The organism is Pseudoalteromonas sp. SR43-3, from assembly GCF_014163875.1.
Classification (GTDB): domain Bacteria; phylum Pseudomonadota; class Gammaproteobacteria; order Enterobacterales; family Alteromonadaceae; genus Pseudoalteromonas; species Pseudoalteromonas distincta.
In genome coordinates this window covers 419,044-433,727 of sequence record NZ_JACJEC010000002.1, presented here as the reverse complement: position 1 = coordinate 433,727, position 14,684 = coordinate 419,044, and the positions used below count along the sequence as shown (strand labels likewise).

General features: G+C 41.0%; 19 protein-coding genes. All 19 read left to right on the top strand.

Translation table 11 applies throughout. The features are described 5' to 3' along the window. Window positions 1–391: 391 nt before the first annotated feature. A complete protein-coding gene (gene rpsJ, locus H5088_RS04345) occupies window positions 392–703 on the top strand; it encodes a 30S ribosomal protein S10 (protein WP_002957900.1) in 312 nt (103 codons plus the stop codon). A 27-nt stretch (window positions 704–730) separates the two neighbouring features. Then, entirely contained in the window at window positions 731–1,366 is a 636-nt protein-coding gene (rplC, locus tag H5088_RS04340; protein ID WP_002957898.1) for a 50S ribosomal protein L3, read from the top strand. Between the two features lie 17 nt (window positions 1,367–1,383). Then, window positions 1,384–1,989 carry a 50S ribosomal protein L4 gene (rplD, locus tag H5088_RS04335; protein WP_002957897.1) on the top strand — a complete coding sequence of 202 codons (606 nt, stop codon included), beginning with the start codon at window positions 1,384–1,386 and terminating at the stop codon, window positions 1,987–1,989. Next, entirely contained in the window at window positions 1,986–2,288 is a 303-nt protein-coding gene (gene rplW / locus H5088_RS04330; protein ID WP_002957896.1) for a 50S ribosomal protein L23, read from the top strand. The genes rplD and rplW overlap by 4 nt, the downstream gene beginning before the upstream one ends. A 15-nt stretch (window positions 2,289–2,303) precedes the next feature. Next, entirely contained in the window at window positions 2,304–3,128 is an 825-nt protein-coding gene (rplB, locus tag H5088_RS04325) for a 50S ribosomal protein L2 (RefSeq protein ID WP_002957895.1), read from the top strand. A 15-nt stretch (window positions 3,129–3,143) separates the two neighbouring features. Continuing rightward, on the top strand, window positions 3,144–3,422 hold the full coding sequence (rpsS, locus tag H5088_RS04320; protein ID WP_004588689.1) for a 30S ribosomal protein S19: 279 nt from the start codon (window positions 3,144–3,146) through the stop codon (window positions 3,420–3,422). Between the two features lie 13 nt (window positions 3,423–3,435). Then, a complete protein-coding gene (gene rplV, locus H5088_RS04315; RefSeq protein WP_002957892.1) occupies window positions 3,436–3,768 on the top strand; it encodes a 50S ribosomal protein L22 in 333 nt (110 codons plus the stop codon). Window positions 3,769–3,779: 11 nt separating this feature from the next. After that, window positions 3,780–4,481: a 30S ribosomal protein S3 gene (gene rpsC / locus H5088_RS04310; protein WP_002957891.1), complete on the top strand. Its 702-nt coding sequence runs from the start codon at window positions 3,780–3,782 to the stop codon at window positions 4,479–4,481. Window positions 4,482–4,493: 12 nt separating this feature from the next. Beyond that, window positions 4,494–4,907, top strand: a complete 414-nt coding sequence (gene rplP, locus H5088_RS04305; RefSeq protein WP_002957890.1) for a 50S ribosomal protein L16 — start codon at window positions 4,494–4,496, stop codon at window positions 4,905–4,907. Continuing rightward, window positions 4,907–5,098 (top strand): 50S ribosomal protein L29, encoded by a 192-nt coding sequence (rpmC, locus tag H5088_RS04300; RefSeq protein WP_002957889.1) that lies wholly within the window; start codon window positions 4,907–4,909, stop codon window positions 5,096–5,098. Before rplP ends, rpmC begins: the two co-directional genes overlap by 1 nt. Continuing rightward, entirely contained in the window at window positions 5,098–5,355 is a 258-nt protein-coding gene (gene rpsQ / locus H5088_RS04295; RefSeq protein ID WP_002957888.1) for a 30S ribosomal protein S17, read from the top strand. The genes rpmC and rpsQ overlap by 1 nt, the downstream gene beginning before the upstream one ends. 705 nt (window positions 5,356–6,060) lie before the next feature. Continuing rightward, entirely contained in the window at window positions 6,061–6,528 is a 468-nt protein-coding gene (gene tsaE, locus H5088_RS04290; RefSeq protein WP_182712012.1) for a tRNA (adenosine(37)-N6)-threonylcarbamoyltransferase complex ATPase subunit type 1 TsaE, read from the top strand. A gap of 27 nt (window positions 6,529–6,555) precedes the next feature. Then, complete coding sequence (locus tag H5088_RS04285; protein ID WP_182747918.1) at window positions 6,556–7,899, top strand: N-acetylmuramoyl-L-alanine amidase; 1,344 nt, start codon at window positions 6,556–6,558, stop codon at window positions 7,897–7,899. A gap of 36 nt (window positions 7,900–7,935) precedes the next feature. After that, complete coding sequence (mutL, locus tag H5088_RS04280) at window positions 7,936–9,783, top strand: DNA mismatch repair endonuclease MutL (RefSeq protein WP_182752257.1); 1,848 nt, start codon at window positions 7,936–7,938, stop codon at window positions 9,781–9,783. Between the two features lie 10 nt (window positions 9,784–9,793). Beyond that, the gene (gene miaA / locus H5088_RS04275; RefSeq protein WP_002957884.1) at window positions 9,794–10,711 is read left to right on the top strand and encodes a tRNA (adenosine(37)-N6)-dimethylallyltransferase MiaA; all 918 of its coding nucleotides are present in this window, start codon (window positions 9,794–9,796) and stop codon (window positions 10,709–10,711) included. A 77-nt stretch (window positions 10,712–10,788) separates the two neighbouring features. Further along, a complete protein-coding gene (gene hfq / locus H5088_RS04270; protein WP_024597268.1) occupies window positions 10,789–11,052 on the top strand; it encodes an RNA chaperone Hfq in 264 nt (87 codons plus the stop codon). Window positions 11,053–11,067: 15 nt separating this feature from the next. Continuing rightward, window positions 11,068–12,357, top strand: coding sequence for a ribosome rescue GTPase HflX (gene hflX / locus H5088_RS04265; RefSeq protein ID WP_024597267.1), 1,290 nt, complete (start codon window positions 11,068–11,070; stop codon window positions 12,355–12,357). Window positions 12,358–12,457: 100 nt separating this feature from the next. Beyond that, the gene (gene hflK, locus H5088_RS04260) at window positions 12,458–13,627 is read left to right on the top strand and encodes an FtsH protease activity modulator HflK (protein WP_002957881.1); all 1,170 of its coding nucleotides are present in this window, start codon (window positions 12,458–12,460) and stop codon (window positions 13,625–13,627) included. Between the two features lie 5 nt (window positions 13,628–13,632). Continuing rightward, window positions 13,633–14,511: a protease modulator HflC gene (hflC, locus tag H5088_RS04255; protein WP_002957880.1), complete on the top strand. Its 879-nt coding sequence runs from the start codon at window positions 13,633–13,635 to the stop codon at window positions 14,509–14,511. Window positions 14,512–14,684: the final 173 nt, after the last annotated feature.

The window sequence follows — 14,684 nt, the reverse complement described above, 5'->3', positions numbered from 1 at the left end:
GGCAAAATTAGCGCAACAGGATACCATAATATCTAAAAATCCCTTAGTTTGCGCAATTAAGATGTTTAGTTGTTTGTTGACTAGCATCAAAAGCATTAGTTCAAGTATAGCTATTGAACATGTATGGACGCATATTTAATCAAATTAGTATTCATTACATTGTTTCTAAATAGTTGTTGCATTTATCACCAATACCTCTATAATACGCAGGCTTTCAAAATTCCTCTGGGAATTAGAAAGGATAAATTAAGCTTGGATTTCAAGCTAATAAACAGGAGTTCCGATTTGGAACTCAACGTAGATATAATCAAACAGCCGACATCTTAAGTTTTAAGATTGTTTCGGTCGTTTTTTTATGCTCTTTTATATGCTCTTTATATTGAGGTTAAGAATGTCAAATCAACGCATTCGTATTCGCCTAAAAGCTTTTGACCACCGTTTGATTGACCAATCAACGGCAGAAATCGTGGAAACTGCGAAACGCACTGGCGCACAAGTACGTGGTCCAATCCCACTACCTACACGCTTTGAACGTTTTACTGTACTAACTTCACCGCACGTTAATAAAGATGCGCGTGATCAGTACGAGATCCGCACCCATAAACGTCTGATAGACATCGTAGAACCAACTGACAAGACTGTAGACGCGCTTATGCGTTTAGATCTTGCTGCTGGTGTTGATGTTCAAATCAGCCTGGGTTAATCGAAAGATTAGAGAGGTTTTAGGAAAATGGCATTAGGTCTAGTCGGTCGTAAAGTGGGTATGACACGAATCTTCACTGAAGATGGTGTATCTATCCCTGTGACAGTTATTGAAGCGACACCTAACCGCATTGCTCAGATCAAATCTGACGCAACAGACGGTTATAACGCGCTTCAAGTAACCGCAGGCACTAAAAAAGCAAGTCGTGTAAACAAAGCTAAAGCGGGTCATTTCGCTAAAGCTGGTGTTGAAGCGGGTCGCGGTCTGTGGGAATTCCGCCTTAACGGTGGTGAAGGCGATTTTGAAGTAGGCGCTGAGCTTACTGTTGAATTATTCAACGAAATCAACAAGGTTGACGTAACCGGTACTTCTAAAGGTAAAGGTTTCCAAGGTGGTGTTAAGCGCTGGAATTTCAGCATGCAAGACGCTACACATGGTAACTCTCTATCTCACCGTGCTCCTGGTTCAATCGGTCAAAACCAATCACCTGGTAAGGTGTTTAAAGGTAAGAAAATGGCCGGTCATATGGGTGCTGAGCGTGTAACGACTCAAAACTTAGAACTAGTTCGCGTTGACGCTGAGCGTAATTTGCTTTTAGTTAAGGGTGCAGTACCTGGAGCTATTGGCGGTGACGTTATCGTTAAACCAGCTGTTAAAGCATAAGTCCTGGAGATTTAGTGATGGAATTAGCAATTAAAGACGCTTCTGGCGGTCTTGAAGTTTCTGAAGCTACTTTTGGACGTGAGTTTAACGAAGCATTAGTACACCAAGTAGTTGTTGCATACGCAGCAGGTGCTCGTCAAGGTACTCGTGCTCAGAAGACACGTTCTGAAGTAAGCGGTGGTGGTAAAAAACCATGGGCTCAAAAAGGTACTGGCCGTGCACGTGCCGGTACAATCCGTAGCCCAATTTGGCGTTCAGGTGGCGTTAGCTTTGCAGCTAAACCACAAGACCACAGCCAAAAAGTAAACCGTAAAATGTACCGTGGTGCGATTAAAAGCATCTTATCTGAATTAGTTCGTCAAGAGCGTTTAATCGTTGTTGAAAGTTTTGCTCTAGCAGCACCAAAAACTAAAGAACTAGTTGCTAAGCTTAAAGAACTTGAGCTTAAAGATGTTCTTATCGTGACTGAAGAAGTAGATGAAAATCTTTTCTTATCGGCACGTAACCTTTATAAGGTTGACACACGTGATGTAGCTGGTATCGATCCTGTAAGCTTAATTGCTTTCGATAAGGTACTTATTACAGCCGCTGCTGTTAAGCAACTTGAGGAGGCGCTAGCATGATTCGCGAAGAACGTCTTTTAAAAGTGATCCTTGCTCCACATATCTCTGAAAAAAGCACAATTGCTGCTGAAGAAAACAATACTATTGTTTTTAAAGTAGTAAATGACGCAACTAAAGCTGAAATTAAAGTAGCAGTTGAGAAGCTTTTTGAAGTAGAAGTAACGGGTGTTCGCACACTTAACGTTAAGGGTAAAACAAAACGTACTGGCGCACGTTTCGGTCGTCGTAGCGACTGGAAAAAAGCTTACGTTACTCTTAAAGAAGGCAGCGAGCTAGACTTTGTCGGCGGCGCCGAGTAATAAGGGGATAGAATTATGGCACTTCAAAAGTGTAAGCCTACTTCTGCGGGCCGTCGTCACCTAGTTAAAGTGGTTAACTCTGATCTACATAAGGGTAAGCCATACGCACCACTTTTAGAGAAAAACTCTAAATCAGGTGGTCGTAATAACAATGGTCGTATTACGGTTCGTCATATCGGTGGTGGTCATAAACAACATTACCGTTTAATCGATTTTAAACGTACTAAAGATGGCATTCCAGCCACTGTTGAACGTTTAGAATACGATCCAAATCGTAGCGCAAACATCGCTCTTGTATTATATGCAGACGGTGAGCGTCGTTACATTATCGCACCAAAAGGCTTAAAAGCTGGCGATGCAATCCAGTCTGGTGTTGATGCACCAATCAAACCTGGTAATGCATTACCAATGCGTAATATGCCTGTAGGTTCGACTGTTCACAACGTAGAATTAAAACCAGGTAAAGGTGCTCAAATCGCACGTTCTGCTGGTGCATACGTTCAAATCCTTGCTCGTGATGGTCAGTATGTAACATTACGTCTTCGTTCAGGCGAAGTTCGTAAAGTTGAATCTGATTGTCGTGCGACTCTAGGTGAAGTAGGCAATGCTGAGCATATGCTTCGTTCACTTGGTAAAGCAGGTGCAAATCGCTGGCGTGGTATTCGTCCGACAGTTCGTGGTGTTGCCATGAACCCGGTAGATCACCCACACGGTGGTGGTGAAGGTCGTACATCTGGTGGTCGTCATCCTGTGTCTCCATGGGGTAAGCCGACTAAAGGTGCGAAGACGCGTAAGAACAAGCGTACGGATAAATTTATAGTACGTCGTCGTACTAAGTAATATTGAGGAATAGCCATGCCACGCTCTCTCAAGAAGGGTCCTTTTATAGACCTACACTTGCTGAAGAAGGTAGAGAAAGCTTTGGAAAGCGGTGAGAAAAAGCCAATTAAAACTTGGAGCCGTCGTTCAATGATCATACCTAACATGATCGGATTGACCATTGCTGTCCATAATGGTCGCCAGCACGTACCAGTTTTCGTTTCTGACGAAATGATCGGTCACAAACTAGGTGAATTTGCACCAACTCGCACTTACCGTGGCCATGCTGCGGATAAGAAAGCGAAGAAACGATAAGAGGGGAAGATAAATGCAAGCATTAGCTAAACATAAATTCGCCTCTGGTTCGGCGCAAAAAGCACGTCTAGTTGCAGATCAGATCCGCGGGTTACCTGTAGATCGCGCACTAGAAATCCTGGCGTACAGCCCTAAGAAAGCGGCTGTATTAGTTAAGAAAGTACTTGAGTCTGCTATTGCTAACGCAGAGCATAACGAAGGTGCTGACATTGATGAGCTTCGTATAACAACGATCTTTGTGGACGATGGTCCTACAATGAAACGTATTATGCCTCGTGCTAAAGGACGCGCAGATCGCATCCTTAAGCGTACAAGCCATATCACTGTTATGGTTTCAGATAGCTAGGAGTATAAGTAATGGGACAAAAAGTTCATCCTACTGGTATTCGCCTAGGTATATCTAAACCTTGGGTTTCTACCTGGTACGCGAGTTCAAAAGATTTCTCTGCACAGCTTTTTGGCGATCACAAAGTTCGTACATTCCTTACTAAGGAATTAAAAACGGCTTCTGTGTCTAAAATCGTTATTGAGCGTCCAGCAAAATCAATCCGAGTAACAATTCACACGGCTCGTCCGGGTGTTGTTATCGGTAAAAAAGGCGAAGACGTAGAAAAATTACGTCAAGCGGTAACTAAAATCGCTGGTGTACCTGCTCAGATTAATATCTCTGAAGTACGTAAACCAGAACTAGATGCACAACTAGTAGCAGACGGCATTGCCTCTCAACTAGAACGTCGTGTTATGTTCCGTCGCGCTATGAAGCGTTCGGTACAAAATGCAATGCGCATCGGTTCTAAAGGGATTAAAGTTGAAGTTAGCGGTCGTCTTGGCGGCGCTGAAATCGCACGTTCAGAATGGTATCGTGAAGGTCGTGTACCTCTACATACTCTTCGTGCTGATATCGATTACGCAACTTCTGAAGCCTTAACCACTTATGGTATCATTGGTGTTAAAGTTTGGATCTTCAAAGGCGAAGTTATTGGTGGTTTACCACTAGTACAAGAGCAAGAGAAGCCAGCTAAACGCGCACCAAAGAAAGCCAAGAAAAGTGCTAAGTAGAGGTAGCGAGTAATGTTACAGCCAAAACGTACAAAATTCCGTAAAATGCACAAAGGCCGCAACCGCGGTTTAGCGCAAAACGGTAACAAAGTAAGCTTCGGTACTTTCGGATTGAAAGCAACTGGCCGTGGCCGTATGACTGCTCGTCAAATCGAAGCAGCTCGTCGTGCTATGACGCGTCACGTGAAACGTCAAGGTAAAATCTGGATTCGTGTCTTCCCTGACAAACCGATTACAGAAAAACCTCTTGAAGTTCGTATGGGTAAAGGTAAAGGTTCTGTTGAATATTGGGTTGCTGAAATTCAGCCTGGTAAAGTACTTTACGAAATGGAAGGTGTTTCAGAAGAGCTTGCTCGTGAAGCGTTTGACCTTGCTGCTCGTAAACTGCCATTCAAAACAACTTTCGTAACTCGGACGGTAATGTGATGAAAGCTAGCGAACTAAAAGATAAAAGCGTAGAAGAGCTTAATGCTGAACTTCTAGGACTACTTCGTGAGCAATTTAATATGCGCATGCAAGCTAGCACTGGTCAGTTAGCTCAGACACACACGCTAAGAACAGTACGCCGCGATATCGCGCGTGTAAAAACAGTTATTAACCAGAAGGCAGGTCAATAATGAGCGATAAAATTCGTACTCTTCAAGGCCGTGTAATCAGCGACAAGATGGAAAAATCTTTCACTATCGCTATCGCACGTTATGTGAAGCACCCAATCTATGGGAAATTCATTAAACGTACGACTAAGTTACACGTACATGACGAAAATAACACAGCAAAAGCGGGTGACGTAGTTACTATCCGTGAATGCGCACCAATTTCTAAGAATAAATCTTGGACTTTAGTAGACGTTATTTCTAGTCCAAAACAAGCTTAATTTTTAATTAAGTTAGTTTTGTAAAAAAGCCCTGGCATTAGCCGGGGCTTTTTGTTTTCTGGAACTGCCTTGTCTTGAAACGTGTTTACACATTTAGGACTTATACCAATCCGCAATAATACTTAATCATTTTGTGGGGCTAAACGTGTCGCTACCTGCTTTAAAAAATGCTCATTTAGAACAACTAAATAGCGAATTTCTGCCTAGCTATCAACACGTTTTTCCAGCCTCAAAATAGATCACTTAATTAAGCGAATTGGTATTATTTTATGAAAACTATGAAAACTATGAAAACTATGAAAACTATGAAAACTATGAAAACTAAATGCGTTAAGTTAGTTGGTATTATCTTTTTATCAGAAATACAAAAGAATGCAGGGTAGTTTTCTGGTTTGTGTCATCAACTCCGTTGTTGCTATATATTTTTTAGTATCAGAACTAGTGGCTGAATCATAAAAGTTTGATTATAAGCTTACATATCTCAGTAACTTTAATACTTGCTATAGGCATATAAGCCGTAGCGTTACTTTTCTCTTACTTTATTTCAATGTTACAGTTTTAAGGTATCGAAAATAGATATTCAAATATAACTTAATCATTCGCTTGTCTGGTTTTTTTATGTCTAAAACCTCAATTTATCGCCTTAAATGAATATTCTGGTATGATTAGCAAATATGCGCTTTTGAATGAATTTTTGAGGTAATAATGACGCGTAGTTTTGAATTTCATTTAACTGATGAGATTGCCACGGTTACAATGGGTAATCGCGTTGCTGATATTATAGAGCAAGGTGCGGTTATTTATTTACATGGTGATTTAGGTGCTGGTAAAACAACGTTTACACGAGGTGTAGTGCAAGGCTTTGGCCATACAGGTAAGGTTAAAAGCCCGACCTATACACTAGTAGAACCTTATGAGCTTGAGCGTGCAAATGTTTATCATTTTGACTTATACCGCTTAGGTGATCCTGAAGAACTCGAATACATGGGAATACGCGATTACTTCTCAGCAGACGCGATTTGTGTTGTTGAATGGCCTGAAAAGGGTGGTGAATTTATTCCTGTGCCTGATTTAGATATTACTCTAAGCTATGTGGGTAACGAACGTAAAATTGTTATAAATAGTGCGAGTGAGCGCGGTATAGCAATTGTCGAAAAACTAAATAATCAATAATAATATAGTTAAGGCAGTAATTATCCAATGAGCCGAGGTGTAGTTAAACTTTTTATTTATCTTATGGTTATCACTATAAGCTTGCCGCTATGGGCTAAAAACACAATCAATAGTGTGCGTGTATGGCCGTCTCCAGATAGTACGCGCGTGGTATTTGATTTAAATGATAAGCCCGACTTTAGCTATTTCATGCTTAAAAACCCTAGCCGCCTAGTGATTGATTTAGAAAATACTAGCGAGTTAAAAACATTGCCAGGTGTGCCCCCGAAACATCAAATAGTAAGCAAATTACGTTACTCAAAACCTAAAAATAAACAAAGCGTACGTTTAGTATTTGAATTAAGTGCGCCAATAAAGCCAGTGGTATTTGCCCTCGCACCTACAGGCCCTTATAAAAATAGACTCGTTGTTGATTTATATAATAAAAGCCAAGCTACTACAGTTGTTTCTCCTGCTCAAACAGCCGCTAAAAACCGTCAACTAAGCCAAGAGCGCGACATTGTTATTGCAATTGATGCGGGGCATGGCGGCGAGGATCCTGGTTCAATTGGGCCATCAGGCACCTACGAAAAAACAGTTACACTGCAAATTGCGAAGCGTTTAGAGCGCATGATTGATGGCGAACGTGGCATGATTTCGCGCATGGTACGAAGCGGTGACTATTTTGTAAAATTAAATACCCGTACTAATCGAGCCCGTGAAAAAAAGGCAGATTTTTTTGTTTCTATTCATGCTGATGCATTTACAAGCCCTGGGCCAAATGGTGCCTCTGTGTGGGTTTTATCATTAAGACGTGCTAATTCAGAAATAGGTAAATGGATAGAAGATAAAGAAAAACACTCCGAGCTTTTAGGTGGCGCTGCTGATGTAATGAAAGATGCCGCCAATGAAAAATATCTAGCACAAGCGTTGCTTGATATGTCGATGGACCACTCTATGAAAACTGGCTTAAATGTAGCTGACGAAGTGGTTAAAGAGCTTCGTAAGGTTGCCAAACTGCATAAAAAAGATCCCCAGCATGCGAGCCTTGCAGTACTAAAATCACCAGATATTCCATCTATTTTGGTAGAAACGGGGTTTATATCTAACCCGCGAGAAGAAAAGCTACTTAAAAGCTCTAATCATCAAGAGCGTTTAGCTAAAGCGATATTTACTTCAATTAAAAATTATTATTTGAAAAATCCGCCGGATGATTCTTTATTTGCTAAATTAAAGTCGCAATATCCAACAAAGCATAAAGTACGCCCCGGTGAATCTTTAAGTATGTTAGCGAGTCGCTATGGCGTTACAGTCAATAAATTAAAACAAGTTAATAAGCTTAGTTCTAATACCTTATTTATTGGGCAAGAGCTCGATATACCTCAAAGTTAGTCATTATTATTAGCGCAATGTTTGCTAGGAAGTCTCATGAATATTGAAATATTACCTGCGCGTTTAGCCAACCAAATTGCCGCAGGCGAAGTGGTTGAGCGCCCAGCGTCGGTAGTAAAAGAGCTTGTTGAAAATAGCTTAGATGCTGGCGCAACGCGTATTCAAATTGATATTGAGCGCGGCGGCCACAAACTTATTCGTATTCGTGATAATGGCGCAGGGATAAGTAAAGATGAGCTAACGCTCGCACTTTCTCGCCACGCGACAAGTAAATTAAAATCACTTGATGACCTTGAAAACATTTGCTCACTTGGCTTTAGAGGGGAAGCACTTGCGTCAATTAGTTCTGTGTCGCGTTTAACGCTGAGCTCAAAACCAAAAGAGCAAGAAGCAGCTTGGCAAGCTTTTGCAGAAGGCCGCGACATGGCCGTTCAAGTAAAACCTGTAGCGCATCCCGATGGCACAACCATTGAAGTAAAAGATTTATTTTTTAATACTCCAGCACGTCGTAAATTTTTACGCACCGAAAAAACTGAATTTAGCCATATTGATGAGTTGATAAAGCGTATTGCGCTTAGTCGCTTTGATGTCTCTATTACACTAACTCACAACGAAAAAGTAGTAAGGCAGTATCGTGCCAAAACTGATCCCTCTCAGGCTATAACACGCGTAGCACAAGTTGCAGGTAAGGCCTTTGCTGAGCAAGGTTTGCATATTCAATCAGGAGAGGGCGGCCTACAGCTGCATGGTTGGGTGCTACCTGTAGGCTCAGCGAATACGACTCAGTACACTTATGTGAATAATCGCATGATGCGCGATAAGCTTATTTTGCATGCTATACGCCAGGCATTTGAAGAAGTAAGTGGAACACAAGAATTACCCGGTTTTGTCATTTATATTGATATTGATCCACGACAGGTTGATGTCAATGTTCACCCTGCTAAGCATGAAGTGCGTTTTCATCAAGGGCGGTTAATTCATGATTTTATATTGCAAGCTATTAAGCAGGTAGTAGTGCCATTGCAAGGCGAATTCACTAACGAAGCAGCGAGCATAGAAGCAGAATTCACGCCAGCGTTCATTGAGTCAACGCATAGCAGTGCTAATAATATAGAAAGCGAAGGAGTGTTTGATTACCCTAAATCGCAATTACAGCCCTCTTACTCTGGAAGTGCTGGTAGCTCAAGTTCGTCCTCTGGTACTAGAAGTGTTGGCGGTGCATACCGTGCTGCACCAAGTACGAGCCATCATGACGTAAATGTGTTTTATCAAGGAGTGAGTGAGCAACACGCCGCGCATTTTGATAATGCAGCCAATATATCTGCTGCACTACACCAGTCCGTATCTGTGGATAATGTCTTAAAAGCTGTTTCTATTATAAGTGTTAGTGAAGGAGTGTGTGTCTATAGTGAAGAGCAGCAATTGTATTGCTCACATTTTAAATATGCATTAGTTGATGATTGGCATAATCAAATTAAAGAGTTCGGAAGTTTAGAAGGGAAAGCCCTTTTGTTACCAGTGCGAGTAAACTTAGAAAAAGAAGATTGCTTACTTATAGAATCCCAGCAATCGTGGTTTACCTTACTTGGTTTTGAACTTGTAATAGAAAAACAATTTGTAATGGTTAAAAAATTGCCAGCGTGTTTATATTTACTTGACGTAAGTGCAGCGGTAGGTGAGCTACTTGATGCGTGTAAAGCAAAACTTGAAAATATAGAGAATTGGTTAGAATGGCAAATGAAATGCGTGCCGACCCGATTTTATTTAAGCAATATATTTTTAGCGCAACAAATGCGCTTACAAAATAATCCACAAACTATTGAACGCTTGCGTAAAAAAGCAGTTAAAATAGAGCTAAATCACTATTTAACGCAATTAGATTAAGGTATCAGTGTTGAGTAATTTACCAGTTATATTTTTAATGGGTCCAACTGCAGCAGGTAAAACAGCATTGGCAATCTCGCTGTGCGAGCATTTAAATACAGAAATAATCAGCGTAGATTCAGCGCTAGTGTATAAAGGTATGGACATTGGTACAGCAAAACCTGATGCGGAAGAATTAGCCAAAGCTCCGCATCATTTAATTGATCTACTTGACCCGAGTGAAACGTATTCAGTTGCAGATTTTAGGCGCGATGCAGTGCAAAAAATTGACGAATTTCACAGACAAGGTAAAGTGCCTGTATTGGTTGGAGGTACAATGCTGTACTTCAAATCTTTAATTGATGGTTTATCGCCTTTACCTGAAGCAGATACAGAGATAAGAGCAGAGTTAGAAGCGCAAGCGAAAGAATTTGGCTGGCCTCATTTATATAAAGAATTAGTTAAAGTTGACCCAAAAGCAGCCGAAAAAATAAGTGAAAATGATTCACAAAGAATTAATCGAGCTTTAGAGGTTTACAGGTTAACTGGTAAGACCATGACTGAGTTGCAAATGCAAAAACAGCCGGCTTTACCTTATACTTTTCATCAATTTGCGATTGCACCGCAAGAACGCAGTGAATTACACCGCCGAATTGAAGAAAGGTTTAAAATAATGATTGATCAGGGGTTTGAAAATGAAGTTTCGACCCTATATCTACGTAAGGATTTACACCCCAATATGCCTTCTATTCGTTGTGTTGGTTATAGACAAATGTGGGATTACCTTGCGGGTGAAACAAACCATGATGAAATGGTTTTTCGTGGCATCGCAGCAACACGTCAGCTGGCAAAACGGCAGTTAACGTGGCTTCGTAGTTGGCCTGATGTTACTTGGTTAACAACAGGCGACGAAGAAAACTTGCATCGTGTAGTAAGTTCGCTAAGCTAGTAGTAGTTGAATATTGTTTTTATCAAATAAGTTCAGCCACTTAATTATAATAACACCTAGAACGAAGGAACAATAACATGGCAAAAGGCCAATCGTTACAAGACCCATTTTTGAATGCACTACGACGTGAGCGCATTCCAGTATCAATCTTTTTGGTAAATGGCATAAAATTACAAGGCAAAATTCAGTCATTTGACCAATTTGTTATTTTACTAGAGAACACCGTAAATCAAATGGTTTATAAGCATGCAATTTCTACAGTTGTCCCTGCTCGCGCAGTTAACTTCCAAGCAGTTCAAGGGAGTGAAGACACTGAAGAGGCAGAAGCTGGAAACTTTTAATTAGGAGCATAATGTTTGTTTGACCGCTATGAATCCGGCGAACAGGCAATTTTAGTTCATATCGACTTGCCTAAAGAAGGAGATCGTGAAGATCTTCACGAATTAGAAATGTTGGTATCTTCTGCTGGTGTTAGTAGTTTGGCGGTTGTGCAAGGCAGCCGTCAAGCACCACATCCGAAACTATTCGTCGGTACCGGTAAAGCAGAAGAAATAGCTGAGATTGTCAAAATCCACAAAGCAGATGTCGTAATTTTTAATCATCAACTCAGGCCATCACAAGAGCGTAATTTAGAGCGCGTTTGTCAATGTCGTGTGCTTGATAGAACGACGCTAATTCTTGATATTTTTGCCCAGCGCGCACGTACCCACGAGGGTAAGCTGCAAGTTGAATTGGCTCAACTACGCCATATGTCAACTCGATTAATTCGAGGCTGGACTCACCTTGAACGTCAAAAAGGCGGGATTGGTTTACGTGGTCCTGGTGAAACTCAACTTGAAACTGACAGAAGATTACTTCGTGCCCGTATCCAAAATATTCGTGCACGTTTAGCTAAAGTTGCAGTGCAACGTGAACAAGGTAGGCGAGCTCGTACTCGCAACGAAATACCTACAGTTTCATTAGTTGGTTATACCAATGCGGGTAAATCTACATTATTTAATCGAATTACAAATTCAGATGTATACGCGGCCGATCAGTTGTTTGCCACGCTTGACCCGACTCTACGTAAGCTTGAGTTAGGTGATGTTGGCCCTGTGATTTTAGCTGATACAGTGGGTTTTATTCGTCACCTACCACATGACCTAGTTGCTGCTTTTAAAGCAACGCTTACTGAAACTCGCGAAGCTGATTTGCAGTTACACGTAATTGATGCAGCAGACTCACGTCTGCAAGAAAATATTGAACAAGTACAATCGGTGCTTAAAGAAATTGAGGCCGATGAAGTACCACAGCTATTAATTTATAATAAAATTGATGCGCTGGATAACGTAAGCCCTCGTATTGATCGAGACGACGAAGGCCAACCTATAAGAGTATGGCTTAGCGCTCAGACTGGTGAAGGGTGTGAATTACTTAGCGAGGCTATTAGTGAGCTACTAGCTAAGAAGATGTTTAACGAAACATTATTTCTTACGCCATTGTATGGTCGCTTAAGAGCTGCATTGTTCAGTTTAAATGCAGTGCATGAAGAGCAATTTGATGAGCAAGGTAATTGGCTGTTAGATGTTAGAATGCCAATGGTTGAGTGGAATCGTTTAATTAAAGAATTTGGTCCTGAAATTGCTGGTTTTATCAACCGTAATTAAAAATTGACGTTTTAATGTCGGTTTTAGTATGAGAAACGCGGTAGATTTGTTAGATTTAACACAATTTCCTAATTTATTTAGATAACAATGGAGTATAGCTATGGCCTGGAATGAACCGGGTAATAATGGCAATGACAAAGATCCGTGGAATAATAAAGGCGGACGTGATCAAGGCCCACCTGATTTAGACGAGGTGTTCCGCAAGTTTAGTAACAAGTTCAGCGGCTTATTTGGCGGGAAAAAATCCGGCAATGGTAGCGGCGGTGGACTTGGCGGAGCCGGTATTTCATTCATACTTATTATCGCCGTTATTGTATGGGCGTTAAGTGGTATTTATACGGTTAAAGAAGCCGAGCGTGGTGTGGTTCTACAATTTGGTAAATATGACCGAATTGCTGATCCTGGTTTGCGTTGGAAAATGACTTTCATCGAAACGGTAATCCCAGTAGATATTGAAGCTGTTCGTTCATTATCGGCTTCTGGTTTTATGCTTACTGAAGACGAAAACGTAGTGAGCGTTGAGTTTCAGGTGCAATACCGTGTTATTGACCCATACCTTTATGAATTTAGCGTAACTAACGCTGATAGTAGCTTAGAAGAAGCGCTAGACAGTGCACTGCGTTATGTTGTGGGCCATGCAAAAATGGACCAAGTATTAACTAATGGCCGTGAGGTTGTTCGTCAAAATACATGGGATGAGCTTAACAAGATTATCGAACCATATAACTTAGGTTTAATTGTTACTGACGTGAACTTTAAAGACTCTCGTCCACCAACTGAAGTTAAAGATGCATTTGATGATGCAATTGCTGCACAAGAAGATGAAGAACGTTTCATCCGTGAAGCAGAAGCATATGCTCGTGAAATTGAACCGCGTGCTCGTGGTCAAGTAACGCGTATGACTCAAGAAGCGGAAGGTTATCAAGAGCGCATTACATTGGAAGCACAAGGTGAGGTAGCTCGCTTTGAAAAGCTTTTACCTGAATATCAAGCAGCTAAAGAAGTTACTCGTGAGCGCTTATACATTGATGCAATGGAAGAAGTGTTAGGGAGTAGTTCTAAAATATTGGTTGATGTTAAAGGCGGCAATAACATGATGTATTTACCTCTTGATAAAATCATGGACAAGCAAGGAACCGCAACACGAGTTGCACTTCCAAGTTCAAGTGATATTCAAGACTTACGTAATAAAGTTAATACGTCGCGCAATAGCTCTGTTAATAGTGGCAATGACCGCTTTAACAACGACCGCTTCAATGATGGGAGATAATCATAATGAAAAACTTTAGTTTAGTAATACTATTAGCTGCCATTGTTATGTCTTTCTCATCGGTATTTGTTGTACCTGAAGGGCAAAAAGCAATTGTAATGTTATTCAGTAAAGTACAAAAAGATAGCGACGATAAAGCGATTGTATATGGCCCAGGCCTACAATTTAAAGTACCATTTTTTAGCCAAGTACGTCGTATTGATGCACGTATTCAAACGCTAGATGGTGCGCCAGATCGCTTTGTTACTAGCGAGAAAAAAGACTTAATTGTTGATTCGTTTGTAAAATGGCGAGTTAATGACTTTAGTGCTTTTTACTTACGTGCTCGTGGCGATAAGCAATATGCTGAAACGCTACTTAAGCAAAAAGTAAACAATGGTCTTCGTACAAACTTTGGTACACGTACAATTCGCGAAATTGTATCAGGTGAGCGTAGCGAGTTGATGGAAGAAGCGTTAGTACAAGCTTCTGAAAGTGCACGTGAGCTAGGTATTGAAGTACTAGATGTACGTGTTAAGCAAATCAACCTACCACAAGAAGTGAGTAGCTCTATTTACCAACGTATGCGCGCTGAGCGTACTGCGGTTGCAAAAGAGCACCGTTCTGAAGGTCAGGAAAAAGCAGAGACTATTCGTGCGGGAGTTGACCGTCGAGTAACTGTAATGCTTGCTGATGCTGAGCGTAATGCACGTTCTGTACGTGGTCAAGGCGATGCTGATGCTGCAGGCATTTATGCTAATGCGTACAACAAAGACCCTGAGTTCTTTAGTTTTGTACGTTCGCTGGAAGCTTACAAAAAGACTTTTAAAGATAAGCAAGATGTTATGGTGCTTTCACCAGATAGCGACTTCTTCCAATATATGAAAGGCGCTAAAGCTCAATAGACTTTACGTTAATTATTTAAAAGTTAAAAAGCCTCGCATTTGCGGGGCTTTTTGTTAAATACAAACTAGTGCGTTAAATCACTGTTATTTATGTGGTTATTGGTCAATATTTGGATATAACAATTGCCCGCAGAAAAAATAAGCTGAACAGGGGTGATCTTTACTTTAGTTTT

Coding starts and splice junctions, on each gene's coding strand:
- rpsQ (WP_002957888.1), top strand. CDS start 5,098: ATGAGCGATAAAATTCGTACTCTTCAAGGCCGTGTAATCAGCGACAAG.
- mutL (WP_182752257.1), top strand. CDS start 7,936: ATGAATATTGAAATATTACCTGCGCGTTTAGCCAACCAAATTGCCGCA.
- hflK (WP_002957881.1), top strand. CDS start 12,458: ATGGCCTGGAATGAACCGGGTAATAATGGCAATGACAAAGATCCGTGG.
- tsaE (WP_182712012.1), top strand. CDS start 6,061: ATGACGCGTAGTTTTGAATTTCATTTAACTGATGAGATTGCCACGGTT.
- rplC (WP_002957898.1), top strand. CDS start 731: ATGGCATTAGGTCTAGTCGGTCGTAAAGTGGGTATGACACGAATCTTC.
- H5088_RS04285 (WP_182747918.1), top strand. CDS start 6,556: ATGAGCCGAGGTGTAGTTAAACTTTTTATTTATCTTATGGTTATCACT.
- rplD (WP_002957897.1), top strand. CDS start 1,384: ATGGAATTAGCAATTAAAGACGCTTCTGGCGGTCTTGAAGTTTCTGAA.
- rplW (WP_002957896.1), top strand. CDS start 1,986: ATGATTCGCGAAGAACGTCTTTTAAAAGTGATCCTTGCTCCACATATC.
- rpmC (WP_002957889.1), top strand. CDS start 4,907: ATGAAAGCTAGCGAACTAAAAGATAAAAGCGTAGAAGAGCTTAATGCT.
- rplV (WP_002957892.1), top strand. CDS start 3,436: ATGCAAGCATTAGCTAAACATAAATTCGCCTCTGGTTCGGCGCAAAAA.
- rplP (WP_002957890.1), top strand. CDS start 4,494: ATGTTACAGCCAAAACGTACAAAATTCCGTAAAATGCACAAAGGCCGC.
- rpsC (WP_002957891.1), top strand. CDS start 3,780: ATGGGACAAAAAGTTCATCCTACTGGTATTCGCCTAGGTATATCTAAA.
- hflC (WP_002957880.1), top strand. CDS start 13,633: ATGAAAAACTTTAGTTTAGTAATACTATTAGCTGCCATTGTTATGTCT.
- hfq (WP_024597268.1), top strand. CDS start 10,789: ATGGCAAAAGGCCAATCGTTACAAGACCCATTTTTGAATGCACTACGA.
- rplB (WP_002957895.1), top strand. CDS start 2,304: ATGGCACTTCAAAAGTGTAAGCCTACTTCTGCGGGCCGTCGTCACCTA.
- rpsS (WP_004588689.1), top strand. CDS start 3,144: ATGCCACGCTCTCTCAAGAAGGGTCCTTTTATAGACCTACACTTGCTG.
- rpsJ (WP_002957900.1), top strand. CDS start 392: ATGTCAAATCAACGCATTCGTATTCGCCTAAAAGCTTTTGACCACCGT.